21 protein-coding genes are annotated in these 16,010 nt (G+C 65.0%); 13 read left to right on the top strand and 8 right to left on the bottom strand.

Annotated elements, in window-relative coordinates:
• Positions 1-38 precede the first annotated feature (38 nt).
• Positions 39-497 carry a GNAT family N-acetyltransferase gene (locus AC0L4C_RS11410; RefSeq protein WP_473399695.1) on the top strand — a complete coding sequence of 153 codons (459 nt, stop codon included), beginning with the start codon at positions 39-41 and terminating at the stop codon, positions 495-497.
• Here AC0L4C_RS11410 and AC0L4C_RS11405 read toward each other — a convergent pair.
• Entirely contained in the window at positions 494-826 is a 333-nt protein-coding gene (locus AC0L4C_RS11405; protein ID WP_473399694.1) for a DUF6665 family protein, read from the bottom strand. The two genes, AC0L4C_RS11410 and AC0L4C_RS11405, sit on opposite strands and share 4 nt — an antisense overlap.
• Positions 827-923: 97 nt before the next feature.
• Between AC0L4C_RS11405 and yddG the strand changes: the two genes are divergently transcribed.
• Genes yddG through AC0L4C_RS11390 form a run of 3 tightly spaced genes read left to right on the top strand, consistent with a single transcriptional unit; the run spans position 924 to position 2,522 of the window.
• Positions 924-1,811, top strand: a complete 888-nt coding sequence (yddG, locus tag AC0L4C_RS11400) for an aromatic amino acid exporter YddG (protein WP_473399692.1) — start codon at positions 924-926, stop codon at positions 1,809-1,811.
• A 26-nt stretch (positions 1,812-1,837) separates the two neighbouring features.
• A complete protein-coding gene (locus AC0L4C_RS11395) occupies positions 1,838-2,188 on the top strand; it encodes a hypothetical protein (protein ID WP_473399691.1) in 351 nt (116 codons plus the stop codon).
• Positions 2,178-2,522: a type II toxin-antitoxin system PemK/MazF family toxin gene (locus AC0L4C_RS11390; RefSeq protein WP_473399690.1), complete on the top strand. Its 345-nt coding sequence runs from the start codon at positions 2,178-2,180 to the stop codon at positions 2,520-2,522. Before AC0L4C_RS11395 ends, AC0L4C_RS11390 begins: the two co-directional genes overlap by 11 nt.
• On the opposite strand, the gene AC0L4C_RS11385 is transcribed toward AC0L4C_RS11390, so the two are convergent.
• The 4 genes from AC0L4C_RS11385 to AC0L4C_RS11370 form a co-directional block, all read right to left on the bottom strand.
• Complete coding sequence (locus AC0L4C_RS11385) at positions 2,519-3,358, bottom strand: aldo/keto reductase (protein WP_473399689.1); 840 nt, start codon at positions 3,356-3,358, stop codon at positions 2,519-2,521. The two genes, AC0L4C_RS11390 and AC0L4C_RS11385, sit on opposite strands and share 4 nt — an antisense overlap.
• A 125-nt stretch (positions 3,359-3,483) precedes the next feature.
• Positions 3,484-3,657, bottom strand: coding sequence for a DUF1328 family protein (locus AC0L4C_RS11380; protein ID WP_473399688.1), 174 nt, complete (start codon positions 3,655-3,657; stop codon positions 3,484-3,486).
• 149 nt (positions 3,658-3,806) lie between these two features.
• The gene (gene infA, locus AC0L4C_RS11375; RefSeq protein ID WP_395813872.1) at positions 3,807-4,025 is read right to left on the bottom strand and encodes a translation initiation factor IF-1; all 219 of its coding nucleotides are present in this window, start codon (positions 4,023-4,025) and stop codon (positions 3,807-3,809) included.
• Between the two features lie 164 nt (positions 4,026-4,189).
• Positions 4,190-4,462, bottom strand: coding sequence for a DUF2277 domain-containing protein (locus tag AC0L4C_RS11370; protein WP_473399686.1), 273 nt, complete (start codon positions 4,460-4,462; stop codon positions 4,190-4,192).
• 163 nt (positions 4,463-4,625) lie between these two features.
• Between AC0L4C_RS11370 and AC0L4C_RS11365 the strand changes: the two genes are divergently transcribed.
• Positions 4,626-5,120: a hypothetical protein gene (locus AC0L4C_RS11365; RefSeq protein WP_473399684.1), complete on the top strand. Its 495-nt coding sequence runs from the start codon at positions 4,626-4,628 to the stop codon at positions 5,118-5,120.
• On the opposite strand, the gene AC0L4C_RS11360 is transcribed toward AC0L4C_RS11365, so the two are convergent.
• Complete coding sequence (locus tag AC0L4C_RS11360) at positions 5,117-7,648, bottom strand: HWE histidine kinase domain-containing protein (protein WP_473399683.1); 2,532 nt, start codon at positions 7,646-7,648, stop codon at positions 5,117-5,119. The two genes, AC0L4C_RS11365 and AC0L4C_RS11360, sit on opposite strands and share 4 nt — an antisense overlap.
• Entirely contained in the window at positions 7,645-8,184 is a 540-nt protein-coding gene (locus AC0L4C_RS11355) for a biliverdin-producing heme oxygenase (RefSeq protein WP_473399681.1), read from the bottom strand. The genes AC0L4C_RS11360 and AC0L4C_RS11355 overlap by 4 nt, the downstream gene beginning before the upstream one ends.
• Positions 8,185-8,374: 190 nt before the next feature.
• Between AC0L4C_RS11355 and AC0L4C_RS11350 the strand changes: the two genes are divergently transcribed.
• From AC0L4C_RS11350 to AC0L4C_RS11315, 8 genes are all read left to right on the top strand, one after another.
• Complete coding sequence (locus AC0L4C_RS11350) at positions 8,375-9,178, top strand: ion channel (protein WP_473399680.1); 804 nt, start codon at positions 8,375-8,377, stop codon at positions 9,176-9,178.
• A gap of 326 nt (positions 9,179-9,504) precedes the next feature.
• The gene (locus AC0L4C_RS11345; protein ID WP_473399679.1) at positions 9,505-9,711 is read left to right on the top strand and encodes a cold-shock protein; all 207 of its coding nucleotides are present in this window, start codon (positions 9,505-9,507) and stop codon (positions 9,709-9,711) included.
• Positions 9,712-9,761: 50 nt separating this feature from the next.
• Complete coding sequence (locus tag AC0L4C_RS11340; RefSeq protein WP_473399677.1) at positions 9,762-10,394, top strand: hypothetical protein; 633 nt, start codon at positions 9,762-9,764, stop codon at positions 10,392-10,394.
• Between the two features lie 11 nt (positions 10,395-10,405).
• Positions 10,406-10,615, top strand: a complete 210-nt coding sequence (locus AC0L4C_RS11335) for a hypothetical protein (RefSeq protein WP_473399676.1) — start codon at positions 10,406-10,408, stop codon at positions 10,613-10,615.
• Between the two features lie 61 nt (positions 10,616-10,676).
• Positions 10,677-11,024, top strand: a complete 348-nt coding sequence (locus AC0L4C_RS11330) for a DUF423 domain-containing protein (RefSeq protein WP_473399675.1) — start codon at positions 10,677-10,679, stop codon at positions 11,022-11,024.
• Positions 11,025-11,137: 113 nt separating this feature from the next.
• Positions 11,138-11,914, top strand: coding sequence for a sulfite exporter TauE/SafE family protein (locus AC0L4C_RS11325; protein WP_473399674.1), 777 nt, complete (start codon positions 11,138-11,140; stop codon positions 11,912-11,914).
• A gap of 152 nt (positions 11,915-12,066) precedes the next feature.
• Complete coding sequence (locus AC0L4C_RS11320) at positions 12,067-13,923, top strand: glycosyltransferase family 2 protein (protein ID WP_473399673.1); 1,857 nt, start codon at positions 12,067-12,069, stop codon at positions 13,921-13,923.
• Complete coding sequence (locus AC0L4C_RS11315; protein ID WP_473399671.1) at positions 13,920-15,032, top strand: hypothetical protein; 1,113 nt, start codon at positions 13,920-13,922, stop codon at positions 15,030-15,032. Before AC0L4C_RS11320 ends, AC0L4C_RS11315 begins: the two co-directional genes overlap by 4 nt.
• Here the strand turns inward: AC0L4C_RS11315 and AC0L4C_RS11310 are convergent.
• Positions 15,029-15,795 (bottom strand): IS5 family transposase gene (locus tag AC0L4C_RS11310; RefSeq protein WP_473399670.1). Its coding sequence is split into 2 segments (ribosomal slippage): positions 15,029-15,486 and positions 15,486-15,795, totalling 768 coding nucleotides; the frame shifts between segments, so codons are not numbered across the junction. The two genes, AC0L4C_RS11315 and AC0L4C_RS11310, sit on opposite strands and share 4 nt — an antisense overlap.
• Between the last annotated feature and the right edge of the window lie 215 nt (positions 15,796-16,010).

The raw sequence follows: 16,010 nt of genomic DNA, 5'->3' as shown, positions 1-16,010 counted from the left end.
CTGCTGCCCCGCCGTCAATCAGCCCTTATGGTGACTTCATGCCCCGCCTCAGCTATCGCGACGCCACCCGCGACGACATCGCCTTCATCGTCGGCTTGATCGTCGCCGACAGCGTGGTGCCGACCGAAGACCTGCCGGACCAGCCAGATCACCCCGCCTATATTGCAGCCTTCGAGGCAATTGCCGCCGATCCCAACCAGCGCATGGTGATCGCCGAGCTCGGCGGCGCCCCGGTGGGCACGGTGCAGCTGAGCTTCATCCCGGGGCTCAGTCGCCTCGGCATGTGGCGGGGCCTGGTCGAGGCGGTGCACATCGTCCCGGCGCAGCGCAGCAAGGGACTGGGGGGCGAAATGATCGAATGGGCGCTGGCCGAGTGTCGTGCCCGCGGCTGCGGCATGGTCCAGCTCACCTCCAACAAGAAGCGCCTCGATGCCCACCGCTTCTACGAGCGGCTGGGCTTTGAAAAGAGCCACGAAGGATTCAAGTTCTACCTCTAGGTTTTCTCGATTGCCCCGAGTCGCACCAGCACCTCGCCCGGCACCTGGTAGAAGCGGATGACCTCCTTCTGGTCGCGCAGCCCGCAGAGCTCGCGCTGCACGAAGAACGACCAGACGTGGTGCGCTGCCTTGCGCAGCAGCGCCTGCCGCTCCTCGGCCGTGCCGGTTGCCGGGTCGAAGGCCCGCAGCGCCGCCAGCGATTGTTCCACGAGGCGCCCGTGATGGCCCAGCGACGAGGCCTTTTCGGCCAGCACTTCGTTCTCGAGAAGGTTGAGCCCGGTATCGCGCATGGCGCGGGCGGCGAGGGCTTCGGGCGGCAGTGTCGACATCGGTGGCTTTCTTTCGGGACGTCTCTAGGTTAGGTCGAGCCAGGGCCGCCTTCAACTGGCAGGGCCCTGCAACAGCTCGTGAGCAGAGTCGCCATTCATGCCCCGTCCAACCGCCACCCTCGTCGGCTTCATCGCCGTGCTGCTCTGGTCGACGCTCGCCGTCTTCACCGCCGCCAGCGGCACCATGCCGCCGTTCCAGCTGCTCGCCATCAGCTTTGCCATCGGCGGCATCTCGCTGCTCGCCCTCCGGCCGAAGTCGCTGCTTGCCATGCGGCAGCCGCCCAAGGTCTGGGCGCTCGGCGTCATCGGCCTCTTCGGTTACCACTTCCTGTTCTTCTTCGCCCTGCGCCACGCGCCGCCCGTCGAGGCCGGCCTGATCAACTATCTCTGGCCACTGCTGATCGTGCTGTTCTCCGCCCTGCTGCCGGGTGAGAAGCTGCGCTGGAACCACATTGTCGGCTGTGCCCTGGCGCTGGGCGGCGCCGTGCTGGTGGTCACCCGCGGCCAGGGCTTCAGTTTCGAGGCGGAATACGCGCTGGGCTACGGCGCGGCCTTCCTCGCGGCGCTGTTCTGGTCGAGCTATTCGGTGTTGTCGCGCCGCTTCGCCAGGGTGCCGAGCGAGGCCGTCACCGGCTTCTGCATCGCCACCTCGCTGCTGGCGGCCATCTGCCACCTGCTGCTCGAGCCGACCGTCTGGCCCGACAACCTCTGGCAGTGGGGCGCCATCGTCGCCCTCGGCGTCGGGCCGGTCGGCCTCGCCTTTTATTTCTGGGACATCGGCGTCAAGCAGGGCGACATCCAGGTGTTGGGCGCCACCTCCTATTCGGCGCCGCTGCTGTCGACGCTGATCCTGATCCTCGCCGGCTATGCCGCCTACACCCACGTGGTGCTGATCGCCTGCCTGCTGATCACCGCCGGCGCCTTCCTCGCCGCCTGGAACCTGCTGTTCCGGCGGCGACTTGACCCCACCCCCACCCCACCCTAGATTCCTTCCGTCATCGGAGATGGAACATGGGCAAGGTAGAAGTTCGGGACGACGCCATCTGGCTCAAGCATATCGAGGGCGACCAGCACCTGCATCGCAAGATCAGGAGCCTGCCACCAGGCGGCATCATCGATCTCGAAATCGATGGCATCGTCGGCCGCTGGGAGCGCATGAAGGATGGCAAGGATGGCCGACCGACTCTCGGCATCAAGCCGATCGAGGCCATGCGCTCGGTCTGGGCAAGGCTGCGGCATCAGCCGGGGCGCGTTGTCGACATTCGCGAGGTCATGACGGCCGACAGCTATCTCGCGGCGCTGACGCCCCTGCTCAGCGAGTGGGATTCTCCCGAGGACGAGATCGCCTATCGTGATCTGTGACTTCGGGGATGTGGTCGTCGTCCCCTTCCCCTTCATCGAGCGTGCCGTGACCAAAAGGCGTCCGGCACTGGTGATCTCTGTCCGCTCATTCAACGAGGCACACGCAAGCAGCGTCATGGCCATGATCACCACTGCGTCGAAGTCTGTATGGCCCTCCGACACGCCGATCGAGGATGGAAAGTCAGCCGGGCTTCAGCATCCTTCAATCGTGCGATGGAAGCTTTTCACTCTTCCCAACGATCTGATCTCGCGCAAGGTGGGGTCACTCTCGTCCGCTGACCTGGGCCGCATTTCGGCATTTGCCGCGACGAACCTGGCCGTCGCCACCCCCTAGAACATGAAGCTGGCGGTGGCCGGATCGGCGCCGACGCGGCCGGAGGCGCCCTGATCGAGGCCGGCAATGGTCTGCATGTCGTCCGGCGTCAGTTCGAAGTCGAAGACGTCGAAGTTCTGCGCAATGCGCTCGGCATGCACCGATTTGGGGATGACGATCAGCCCTTCCTGCAGATGCCAGCGGATGATCACCTGGGCGATCGACTTGCCGTGCGCCTTGGCGATCCGGTCGACGGTCGCGTCGCTCAGCATGCGGCCCGAACCCAGCGGGCTCCAGCTTTCGATGCGGATGTCGTGCTGCTTGTGGAAGTCACGCTTGTCGCGCTGCTGGAAGCGCGGATGCAGTTCGATCTGGTTGACTACCGGCGTCACGCCGGTCTCGCCGATGATCCGCTCGAGGTGATCCTGATTGAAATTGGAGACACCGATCGACCGGATGCGGCCCTGCTGCTGCAGTTCGACCAGCGCCTTCCAGGCCTCGACATACTTGTCCTGGCTGGGGATCGGCCAGTGGATGAGAAACAGGTCGAGCTGATCGATGCCAAGCTTTTGCATCGACTCGTCAAAACTCCTCAGCGCCGCATCGCGGCTATGGCCGCTATTGCGCAGCTTGGAGGTGATGAACAGCTCCTCGCGCGGCACGCCCGCCGATCTGATGGCAGCGCCGACGCCCTCCTCGTTGCGGTAGCCTTCGGCAGTGTCGATCGAGCGGTAGCCGGCCTTGATGCCATCGCTCACCACCCGCTCGCAGATTTCGGGATCGACCTGCCACACGCCCAGGCCAAGCTGCGGGATGGACGCGCCATCGGCGAGTTTGAGAACAGGTTGCTGAGCCACGCGCGGGCCTCCGTGCTGGATTTGGTCAAATCGGATGAGGATTGGGGCGGTAACCCCGAAAATGGATTATCGATAATATCGCAGCGACCGGCGCCCGCCAACCCCGGCGGGCACCGTTTCGCCAGCTAGAAGAGGACAGCAAGTCCCATCGCCGCCAGGATCAGCATGAGCACGATGCCGGCGAGCATCAGAAAGAACACGATCTTGGCAGCCGCAGCCGCACCCGTCGCAATGCCGGTAAAGCCCAGTGCGCCAGCGATCAATGCAATGACGATGAGGATGATCAGGAGGTTGAACATGGGGGACGCCTTTTTGCTGCGCGGCCTGACTGCCGCGGTCACAGCACACAACGGCGGGGCGTCCGTGAGGTTCCTGATCGGGATCGGCCGGTAAGGCCGCAACGGAGCCTCCGCCCGCCGTCGAGGGCAGCGGAGGCGCAGTCATCGCCTTAGCGGAAGCGGTACGTCAGCCGGCCCTTGCCGAGGTCGTACGGCGTCATCTCGCACAGCACCTTGTCGCCGGTGAGCACGCGGATGCGGTTCTTGCGCAGGCGTCCGGAGGAGTGCGCAATGATTTCGTGATCGTTCTCGAGCTTGACTCGGAACATCGCGTTGGGAAGCAATTCGGTGACTACGCCCGGAAACTCGAGCACGTCTTCTTTGGCCAAATGTCGGCTCCTGAATGGTCCCCGGGCGTCCGGGGCCGAAGGGTCGGCGCGGCAGCTTCCGGGGAACTGGGTTAAACTCGCCCATCCTGCCCGGGTTGCCCCAGCGCATCGGCGATGAGGCATAAATGGGGTTTCCCGCGCCAAAAAGCAAGGGTTTTCGCCGCTCAGACGCGGCTGTAGCGCTCTTTGGCCCGTTCGCGCGCCTTGGCAATCATCGCCTCGCGGTCCCGCGGCGGGGCCTGCGTCTCGAGGCTCTTGAGCAGTTTCCGGACGACCTTCTCGACATCCTCCACCGCCTCCTCGAAGGCCGCTTCATTGGCTTTGGACGGATGCGTATAGCCCGAAATCTTGCGTACGAACTGCAATGCAGCATCATGCATCTCGTTGCGCGAGGCCGGCGGCTCGAAATTAAATAACGGTTTGATATTGCGGCACATGTTGCTTCTCCCGTGGCAGCAGCTTGCCTGCACCGGGCTGTCCAGACAAGCCGATGATTTGCCCCTCGAAGCAGTCCCTGTCACCGCGACGCGATCGACTTCCCCAACTCCCCCGGAAAAGCTAGGCTTTCCACAGCACTTCTTTGATTCTCGGAGAGATTTGATGCCGTTGACGTCACTGTTCAAATGGTTCGTGCCGGTTGTGGCAATGAGCATCGCCCTGCCGGCAGTCGCCGGACCCAAGGAACAGGCAGTGCTGGCCGGCTATGCCGGAACCTGGCGCGGCAACAGCACCGTCAGCGGGCCGATGGCCGGCCCGGTCGAGTGCGTGCTCAAGTTCACCGCCGCTTCGGGTGGCAAGCTGAGCTATGCCGGTGACTGTGCCTTTGACAAGGGCAAGACGGCGTTCCGCGGCACCATCGTCTATAACGACGCGGCCCGGCGCTACGAGACCGCCGGTTCCGGCCAGGGCGTCTCCGTCAACGGTTTCGGCAAGGCCTCGGGCAATGCCATCCGCTTTTCGGTGTCCAACGTGGAAACCAGCTACGGCGTCGCCTCGTCCGACATGGTGCTGGCCGGGTCGAGCATCAATCTCAACTTCAAGCTCGTCGATGCCAAGGGCACGACTGCCGCCAAGATCACTTTCCGCAAGAGTTAGCCGGCGATCCGCTGCAGCGCCGTCAGCACCGAGTCCACGTCATAGGGCTTGCGCACCACGGGCACGTCGGCAAACGCCTCCGGGATCGAGCCGCCCTCCGCATAGCCGGTTGCGAACACGAACGGCACGCCGCGCCGGCGCAGTTCTTCGGCCACCGGCAGCGAGGTCGTCTCGCCCAGGTTGATATCGAGAATGGCCGCCTGCGGCTGCACCCGGTCGAGCACGCCGAGCGCCTCGCGCACCGAGTTTGTGGTGGTGACGTCGTTATAGCCGCGCTCGCTCAGCGTGCTCTCGATATCCATGGCGATCAGCATCTGGTCCTCGACCAGCAGGAAGCGCGTATCGACCGGCAGCCCGCCGGTGCCCGCGCGCTGCTGCGGTTCCGCGAGGCGGTCGTGCACGATCGCCCTCGACACCCTGGCCACGTTCTTTTTCGGCAGCACGAAGCGGGCCCGCAGCCCCTCGGGCGCAAACACCACCTCGCTGGTGCCGCCCAGATCGAAGGGAATACTGCGGTCCAGCAGATAGGTCCCGAAGCCCTCCCGCGACGGCGGCAGCACCCGTGGTCCGCCGCTCTCCTGCCAGTCGACCACGCAGGCGCCGAGATCATCGATGTGCCAGCGGACGTCGAGCTTGCCGCCGCTACGCGACAACGCCCCATACTTGGCGGCATTGGTGGCCAGCTCGTGCAGCACCAGCGCCATCACCGAAAAGGCCCGCGCATCGATCATGATGTCGGGCCCTTCGAGCTCGATCACCACTTCGGGCGAGCGATAGGGCGTCACCTCGGCCTCGATCAGGTCGGCGACCTGGCCGCCACCCTCGCCGCGGATCACCTGGTCGTGCGCATAGGACAGCGCCTGGATGCGTCCCTTGAGACCGGCCACATAGTCGGAAAGGCTGCGGCCTTCGCGCACCGGCTGGCCGATCAGCGACTTGATCACCGCCAGGATGTTCTTGACGCGGTGGTTGAGCTCCTCGTTGAGCATGCGCTGGCGCACTTCGGCCTTGCTGCGTTCGTCGGCCAGCAGTTCGTTCTGACGCAGCACGACCTCGACCAGCGCGTTGCGCACCGCCTCGGCCACTTCGCGTTCGGCCTCCGTCCACGGCTGCGCCTGGCCGTGCACATCCTCTTTCCAGATCGCAAAGCTCTTGCGCGGCGTCAGGCGGTCGCCATAAACCCCCGTTCCATAGGATTTTTCCGGATTTCCGGCCCAGTTGAGCGTCTGCACCAGTTCCTTGCGGAACAGCAGCAGATAGTCGCGCGGCAGCTGTGACAACGGCACGGCCATGACGCCTGTCGCAACTTGCCGGTACTGCTCCGCTTCCGGAAAGCCGGTCGCCAGAGCATGGGTGGCCCAGACCTTGCCCTCGGTCACCGAGCCAAGATGGCGCACCAGCGCCGGGATTTCGGACGCCGGTGGCGTCACGCCGTGGCCGGTCCATTGGCCGTTCAGCATCAGGCCATAACCGTCGCAGTCGATCAGCGACGCGAGGTCCGGCAGGTGGCCGCGCAGCAGTTCGCCGACATCGCCGCCCGACGCCTGCTGCAGCAGCCGGTCCAGCTTCGAACGGGCCAGCGTGGCGGTGTCGAGCAGGCGCTTCTGCCGCAACGCCCCCAGGTGCAGGGAAAAGAACTCGCAGAACATTTCCGCCACGACGCGCAACGGCATGCCGAGGGTCTTGGGTTCGTAATGGTGGCAGGCGATCAGTCCCCACAGCTCGCCATCGACCACGATCGAGATCGACATCGAGGCGCCGACGCCCATGTTGCGCAGATATTCGAGATGGATCGGCGAAACGCTGCGCAGATGCGCAAAGGACAGGTCCAGCGGCTCTCCCGAGGCGTCGAGCACCGGCTCCACCCGGACCGCCTGGTAGGTGGAGGACGAGATGATGCGGATGGTGTTGCGGACGTAGAGCGCCCGCGCCTGCTGCGGAATATCGGAGGCCGGGAAATACTGGCCGAGAAAGCTCTCGAGATCGGCCCGCTTGGTCTCGCTGACGACCTTGCCGGCGCCATCGGCCTCGAACTGGTAGACCATCACCCGGTCATAGCCGAGGCTGGCGCGGATCTGCCGTGTCGCCTGCTGCACCAGCGTCTCGATCTGGTTGACCTGGCTGATCCGCGCAATCATCGTGCGCGCCAGTTGCAGTGGCGACGGCGCTCCCGCTGTCGTGCGCTCCAGTTCCACGATCACCGTGCCCTTGAAGCGGTGCACGGCGATGTCGAAGAGCCCCTCGCCGATCGGCTGCGCCAGCATCAGGGCGGCGCGTGACGAGTTGCCGGAGCTGGCCAGCGCGTTGCGCAGGTCATGGGTCAGCTGGTCACCCAGCAGGACTTCGAGCGCCGTGCCATTGAGCGGACCGTCGAGGCCGAGCATTTCGGCGCTGTTCACCGAATGCCGCAAGACCTTGGACATGCTGCCGTCCAGCGCCAGCAGCGCTCCATGCGGCTGGATGCTGCCAGGGATATGGATCGGCTCGCGATCGCAATTGGTGAGGTCGACCTGATGCTGCACGGTCATGCGTCAGCCAGTGCGAAGGCGCTGCGCGCCGCTTCGAAGGTCGCGAGCGAGGCCAGCGTCGCCTGCTCGATGTCGAGGTCGGCCTCTGCAGCCATCAGTTCGAGGAAGCGGGGCCAGGTGCCGCTCGACACCGCCGCAGCAAGATGACGCGCCCCGAACGTGGCGTGAAAGCCCAGCGCCTGCGCCCGCCTGTAGAGGATATTGGCGCCCAGCGCCGCGCCTTCCAGCACATAGAGCACCCCGAGCAGGCGCGCGCCGTGCAAGTCGATTTTGGGCGTCCCGGTGGCCGGCACGACGTCACCGAGATCGGCAATGTCCTGCGCCAGATGGTCGCCGAGCGCCGTCATGGAATAGCTCGACAGTTGGGGCAGCGCGCAGCCCAGCACCGAGCGCTCGATGGGGACCCGGAAGGCGTAGAGGTTTTTCAGGTATCGCAGATAGCCCGCCTGATCGTCGAAAACGCCGATCGCGGCGTCGACCTCGGCATGTGCGGCAGCGGTCCGCTCGCGCAGCAACCACCTCGTGTCGTTCTTCATATAGCTCTGATCCGGACGTGCTGTGGCCCAATGTACAGCTGCGCCTGTTGTTCCAGTCGGACAACGCAACTTCTTCAATCAATTGCCCGTAGCATAGACTTGTCCCCTTGCCTCGTTCAAGAACGGGATAGACCGAGCGGCAGGTCCGCCTGCCGAAAGACGCACTGCCAGGAGCCCGGATCAGCCCTTGATGACCAGCGACGACAACCAGCGGCCCGCCGAACGCACCGGATTCCAGCGCCTGCGCGCCAATCTGCGCATCCTCTATTACGGACACAGCAGTCTGGCGCTGCGCTTCCAGTACAGCCTGCTGATCGTCGATCTCGCCATCATCGCCGTGTTCATCTCCGCCCCGATTTGGCGCGAGGAGCCGGTTTTTCTCTATATCGACCTGTTCATCGCCGCCGTGCTGGCGATCGACATCATCGCCCGCGCCCTGGCCAGCACGAAACTGGCGCGCTGGCTCGGCCAGCTCACGACGATTGTCGACTTCTTCATCCTGGCCACGCTGCTGGTGCCGGCCGTCCTCGCCAATCTCGGCTTTCTGCGCGTCCTGCGCCTCTGGACCCTCTCCCGCTCGGGCTTTCTGTGGCGGCCGTTGCACAGCTGGGGCCTCGGCCGTTGGGAGGAAACGGCGCGTGCCACCGTCAATATCGTCGTCTTCATTTTCGTGGTGACCGGCTTCGTCTACACCTTCTTTGTCGGCGAGGAGGGCGGCATCACCGGCTATATCGATGCGCTCTATTTCACCGTCACCAGCATGACCACCACCGGCTACGGCGACATCGTCCTCGAAGGGACCTTCGGCAAGCTGACGGCTATTACCGTGATGATCATCGGCATCACCCTGTTCGTCCGTCTGGCGCAGGCCCTGTTCAGGCCCAACAAGGTGCGTTTCCCCTGCCCGCAATGCGGCCTGCAGGTGCACGATCCCGATGCGGTACACTGCAAGGCCTGCGGCCACATTCTCAATATCCCCGACGAGGGGCGCTGAGGCCGGCGGACCACCCGCCGCGGCCAGACTCAGAGCAATCAGGCCGGCCCAAACCACTGATCGACCAGCGAAAATTGTCGCATCCGGACGGGTCGAATACGACCTTCGTCTAGATTTATTTGCGCTTCAGGGTTGTTTCAGCGGCCAGAAAAGCCCATACTCTCTAGACGTTTTGCAGCTGTCACGCGCTAACCTGAATTGCCGGTTTGTTCCGGCGCATTGGCTACCACTTGATATTGTGAACGCTAGCCTGCCGCGGGCATGTCGTCCGGGGCAGAAATTTTGTCCGTTCGTTTTTGCGGACCTCAATTGAGAGAGATAGTCATATGACTGAAGGTACCGTCAAGTTCTACAACTCCACCAAGGGCTTCGGCTTCATTTCGCCCAACGATGGCGGCAAGGACGCATTCGTCCACGTGTCGGCTCTGGAGCGCGCCGGCATGTCGGGCCTCGCCGAAGGCCAGAAGGTTTCCTACGATCTCGAGACCGGCCGCGACGGCCGTATGTCCGCGATCAATATCCAGGAGCTGTAAGCTTCTTGCGGGCGCCGCTTCGGCGGCGCCGGCTACCCCCGGGAGGACGTATGCCTGACACCAGGGCAACCGAACCCGCACTGCCGGTTTTTGACTACACGCAGCCTGTCGAACTTTATGTCGGGCGCGGTACACAGCGGCGTGGCGGTCTGCGCTTCCGGAGTTTCCAAACGGCCGCCGAGGCCATACGTCACGTCGTCGAGACACCGCATCCGGCCGGCGAAGTCTCCACCATCGAATGTGACGACCGCCGCCTCGGCATGAAACAGATCTCCGAGCTCTACAACGACCCTCGTTATCCCCTGCCCCGCAGACGGACGATCCAGGTTCAGGAGCCGCAGCACCAGACACAGGAGACTGACATCAAGAGCATTGCCATTCCCGTCACCCGTCGCTTGCCCGCCGCCCGCGCCAGTCTCGCCCGCGCCGCGACCCCGGGCTTCGTCGCCCCCGCCATCAGCCTCGAGGACATCGATCCCGAACTGGCGCTGCACCGCTTCAAGGTCGGCGACCGGCTGCGCATGAAGCAGGGCGGCCTCGCCATTTCCCGCAATGCCGGGGATTGCCAGGTGGTCTTCCTGCTGCCGCACGAAGGCGGCCAGTTGCTCTATCGCGTCAAGAGCGAGGGCGAGTTGTTTGAACGCGTCGTGGCCGAGGCCGACCTCACGCCTGTCGATCCCTGATCGGAACCTGCGTGAGCCAGTCGAACGCACCGATCAACCGCAGCGATTTCCTCGCCATCTACACCGCCAGCGGCGCCGAGGGACTCAACCGCGCCTTGCGCGAGCGGCTGCCCGACGATGCCCAGCGCTTCGCCGAACTCGAGCGCATGAGCCGCGGCGCCTGGATCGTCGAGTGGGATGACGATGCCGGCACGGCCGAGATCCGCGGCCGCAAGGCCTGATCGTCACATTCCCCGGCCCGGCTGCGTCTGCTAAGGACACCCCGTCAACAGGAGTGTCCCGATGCACCGCATGGTCCTTGCTCTGGCCGGAGTGTTCGGCGCCCTCGGCGTCGCGGCGGCCGCTGCCGGCAGCCACGGCGCCGACACGAACCTCACCACCGCTGCCTATTTCCTGCTGTTCCACGCGCCGGCCCTGATCGGCCTCAGCCTGCTGCGCGACAACCGCGTCGCCGCGGGCGCAGCGCTTGTGCTGGCCGTCGGGGTGATCCTGTTTGCCGGTGACCTGGCCATGCGGTCGCGCGCCGGCACCCCCCTCTTCCCGTTCGCCGCGCCGATCGGCGGGGGCGCCATGATCCTCGGCTGGGTGGCTGTGGCAATCTCCGCATTCTGGCAACCGCAGCGCCGCTGAACGAAAATGCTCCTGCTGCCACCTTCTTCGCAACGGCCGCATCATCGATAGACTACCAACTAGGTCGAGTATCAAATAGCCTGCTCTCCGTCGCGCCAAGGAGAACCCCGTCGATGCTCACAGAGTTTGCCATTTTTGCCCTGGTGGGCTTTCTCGCCCAGATCGTCGATGGCGCGCTGGGCATGGCCTATGGCGTGGTCAGTTCCACCGTGCTGCTTTCGGTGGGCGTCAGCCCCGCCTATGCCTCCGCCAGCGTGCACGCCGCCGAACTCTTCACCACCGCGGCCTCCGCGACCAGCCACGTCGCCAGCCGGAACATCGACTGGAAACTATTCTGGCGGCTGATGCCGGCCGGCGTGGTCGGCGGCGCTCTGGGCGCCTTTGTCCTCACCTCGTTCGACGGCGACGTTCTCCGCCCCTGGATCACGGCCTATCTCGCCCTGATGGGGGGCTTCATCTTCTATCGCGCCTTCCGCACCCGCAAGACCAGCCTGTCGACCAATGCTGCCCTCGTGGCGCCGCTCGGCGCTGTCGGCGGCTTTGTCGATGCCGCTGGCGGCGGTGGCTGGGGACCGGTGGTGACCTCCACCCTCGTCGGCTCCGGCGGCACGCCGCGCTACGTCATCGGCACCGTCAACACGGCGGAATTCTTTCTCACCGTGACCGTCTCGGCCACCTTCCTGATCGCCATGCTCACCGGGCACTGGTCGGAGGCCGAGAGCTTTTTCAGCCACGCCACAGCGGTGGGCGGACTGATTGCCGGCGGCGTCGTCGCTGCGCCGCTTGCCGGCCTGCTGGTCAAGCGCATCCCCGCCAGGACGCTGATGATCCTCGTGGGCAGTCTCGTCACCCTGCTGGCCACCTACCAGACCTGGCGTCTGTTGAGCTGAGGGCGTCGGCCGGGACCCGCTGCGGAGCAATTTCAGCTCGCGGAATTGACCGAACCTTCAGTCTTTTCTGATTGCTTGGCGCGATGGTGGAACTTGCCTATCAACGCGAACGCTCAGCACCGGAACGGGTCCGCTCCCCGGTCGGTGACGGATTGCAGCTGGCCGTTGCCGATCTCCTCGTCGAGCGCGGATCGCTGTCGGTCGCCAAGCTGGCCGGCGCCGTCCGCGACAGCTCCGACTGGGGGCATGATCTGGCGCATGTGCTCATCGCCCAGGGCCTGGTGCGCCGGCAGGACTACTATCAGGCGCTTGCCGACGTGCACGGCCTGCCCTTCGTCAACCTGCTCGAGCAGCCCAGCGACCTTGCGCTCGTCGACCTGGCCGACCGGCAGGAATATACGGCGCGCAACCTGACCCCCTGGCGCATCCGCGACGGCAAGGTGCTGATCGCCACCACCTCGCTCTCCGACGACGTCCGCGCCTGGGCCGATGACCGCTACGACGACGTCGATTTCGTCATCACCTCGCCCTACGACATTCTCTGGCAGACCCAGGCCATCTTCCGCGAGCCCGACAGCCACGCTGCCCGCGAGTCGCTGTTCGAGTGGAAACCCGAGCATTCGGCCAAGATCACCTTCTCGGGCGACCAGGTCACCATCCTGCTGCTGTGCCTGATCGCGCTGGTCGGTTCACTGGTCATCGCGCCCCTGCCCACGCTGGTCGTGCTGATGTCCGCTGCGACCGTCCTCTACACGCTGACCTTCCTGTTCAAGTTCATCCTGACCTGGGTCGGCTCCAGCCGGCAGGCCGATATCGTCATTTCGCCCGAGGCCGTGGACTCGGTCTCCGATCGAGATCTTCCCGTCTATACGGTGATGGTGCCGATGTATCGCGAGGCCAAGGTGCTGCCGCTGCTGGCCGCCGCCCTGCAACGGCTCGACTACCCGATGTCCAAGCTCGAGGTGAAGCTGGTCCTCGAGGAAGACGACGACGAGACCATCGAGGCCGCCAAGGCGCTGGCCCTGCCCGGCAATTTCGAGATCATCCGGGTGCCGCCCAGCCAGCCCAAGACCAAGCCCAAGGCCTGCAACTACGCCCTGCAATTCTGCCGCGGCGAGTTCCTGACCATCTACGATGCCGAGGACCAGCCCGAGCCCGATCAGCTCAAGAAGGCCATCCTCGCCTTCTCCACCGCGGGACCCGAACTCGCCTGCGTGCAGGCCCGGCTGAACTACTTCAACCGCAGCGAAAACTGGCTGACGCGGATGTTCACGCTGGAATATTCGCACTGGTTCGACTTCATGCTGCCCGGCCTCGACCGCCTCAAGGTGCCCATTCCGCTCGGCGGCACCTCCAATCACTTCAAGGTCGAGGCGCTTCGCAAGGTCAAGGGCTGGGACCCCTACAACGTCACCGAGGACGCCGATCTGGGCATCCGCCTCGCCCAGGAGGGCTATACCGTCGGCGTCATCAACTCGACCACGTTCGAGGAGGCCAATGGCGTGCTGCCCAGCTGGATCAAGCAGCGCAGCCGCTGGATCAAGGGCTATATGCAGACCTGGCTGGTGCATATGCGACATCCGCTGCATCTCTACCGCTCCATCGGCCCCGTCGGCTTTCTGAGCTTTCACTTCTTCATCGGCGCGCCCGCCTTCACCGTGCTGCTCAATCCCATCCTCTGGGCCATTACCCTGCTGATGTTCGCGCTGCAGGTGCAGCCGTTCGGCTGGCTGTTCCCCGAGCCCTTCGGCACCATGGCGACCTTCAACCTGGTCGTGGGCAATCTCTTCCTGATGTATTTCGGCGTCATCGCCGCCCTCAAGCGGCGCTATTTCGACCTCGTCCTCGTCGGCCTGACGCTGCCGCTCTACTGGGTGCTCCACTCCGTCGCCGGCTACAAGGCGCTCAAGCAGCTGATCAGCAATCCGCATTACTGGGAAAAGACCGAGCACGGGACGTCCTCGGTGACCCGGTCGATGCTGTCCTCGGCAGATGAGACAAAGCCGTGAACCCGGCGCTCCACATCCAGGCGACGCCACGCCGTCACATCACCTCCTGGCCCATCGGCCTGATGGTGGCCTCGCTGATCCTGCTCGTGGGCGGCAATCTGGCCGGTAACGGCGTCGACGATCCGACCCCGTTCTGGGCGGCACTGCCCGGCTTCGAGCAGGGCAGCCTGTTGCGCGTGCTGCTTGTCTGGCTCGCCGGCCTGCCTGGCGAGATGCTCGATCCGGCCATCGCCCTGCTCCTCCTGCATGTCGCGCTGGCCGCGCTGCTCGGCAGCCTGCTCTATCGCTCGCTCTGCACCAGCAACTGGCCCCCACTGATGGCGGCCGCATTGCTTCTGGTCGTCGCCACGCACGGTCTGGTGCTGTTCTCGTTCACCTTCTCGCGTCCCGAAATCCTGCTCGTCCTCGTGCTCGGCGCCTTGATCCCGGCGCGACGCCGGCTGGAGGCCGTGGGCGATGTCCAGTCCGTCATCAATTACGGACTGGCCCTGCCACTGCTCCTGCTCGCCGGCCCGCCGCTGGCGGCGCTGCTGCCCATTCTCGTGCTCGCCGTGGCCACGACCTCGGGCGGCAATCAGGCGAACCGCGAGCCCGGCGCCTTCATGGCCATGTTCGTGGTGTCCGTCATGCCGCTGTTGATTGTCGTCGCCGGCGTCACCGCCATGGCGCTGCGCAACGACCTGGGCGTCGGTTTCCTCTTTGCCCCTTATGTCGCCGCCTTCACCCTGCAGCCGGGCGGCATCATGCCTCTCGCCCCGGCGCTCCTCAGCCTCGCGCTGGTGGCCCTGGCCGTGCCGCTGCACCTCGCCATCCCCGACCGGCGGCGGCAGATCCGCACCAGTGTACTGACCATCGCCCTACCCCTCTATGTGCTGGTCGGCAATGCCGTCTTTTCCTGGGGCCTCGCCCCCTGGACCCCGGCCCTGGCCCTGCTGGCCACCACGCTGGGCTGGCTGGCCTCGACCCGCGTCCGCTCCTGGATGCGCTGGCTCGTCCTCATCCTGACGACCCTGAGCAGCCTCATCAGCTGGCTCCTCGCCCCCCGCTGGGCCGACCCCGACTGGCTCGCCGGCCTCCTGCCCCTGCACGTCTTCGGCTGGACGCTCTAGGTCTTGGACTGATAACTTCTGGTCCAGAGTGGGATTGAGGCGAGCAGAACGCTGGCGAGGAAGTTGCGGGCGAGCTTGTCGAATCGTGTGGCGACGCGACGGAAGTGTTTGAGTTTGCAGAAGAAGCGCTCGACCAGATTGCGTTCGCGATAGAGGCCCCGGTCAATGCTGCGCTGGACCCTGCGGTCTTTCTGTGTGGGGATGTGGGCACGGGCTCCCCGTGCCGCAGCCAGGTCGATGAGGACGCGAGCGTCATAGCCGCGGTCGGCAACAAGGTCGCGGGTGCGTGTAAGGCTCTCGATGAGGACGGCGGCGGCCTGCTTGTCGGAGGCTTGGCCGGGAGTGAGCATGATGCGGATCGGCAGGCCGGTCCCATCGACCACGGCATTGATTTTGGTGCTCAGTCCTCCACGAGACCGACCGATGGCGTGATCCGGGCCCCCTTTTTTCCGCCCGCGGCGTGCTGGTGTGCCCGGATGATCGAACTGTCGATCAGCGCCATCGACTGCGGCGAGCGCTCGGCGAGGGCTTCGAATATCCCGAGCCACACCCCGGCCTTGGCCCACCGGTTGTACCGGTTATAGGCGGTCGTATAGGGGCCGTAGCGCTCCGGCAGGTCGCGCCAGGGCGAGCCGGTGCGCAGCACATAGAAGATGGCGTTGATCACCCGTCGGTCATCGGTGCGCGGCACTCCGCGCGGCTTGTTGGGCAGGAGGGGCAGAATGATCCGCCACTCCGCATCGCTGAGATCAAATCGAGCCATCGCCACCTCCATTCAGGAGGTTGAATCAGCCTTCGTACTCAAAGGGAATCCCCTTTATGGGTACAGAACCTAGTTCCCGACCGCCCTGCCGGGCAGGTGCGCCAAATCATCCGCTTTCGCGCTTGCCCTCTTGCCTCGCGCGTCTGAAGTCCGTACACCGCCGCCTTAACCTACAGAATCCGTATTGCCCCAGCGCCAGAGCGCCGTGTTTTCGC

It is taken from the genome of Devosia sp. J20-27 (genome assembly GCF_055808595.1).
Note: the sequence above shows the minus strand (reverse complement) of the source record. Positions and strands in the feature narration are given on the sequence as shown.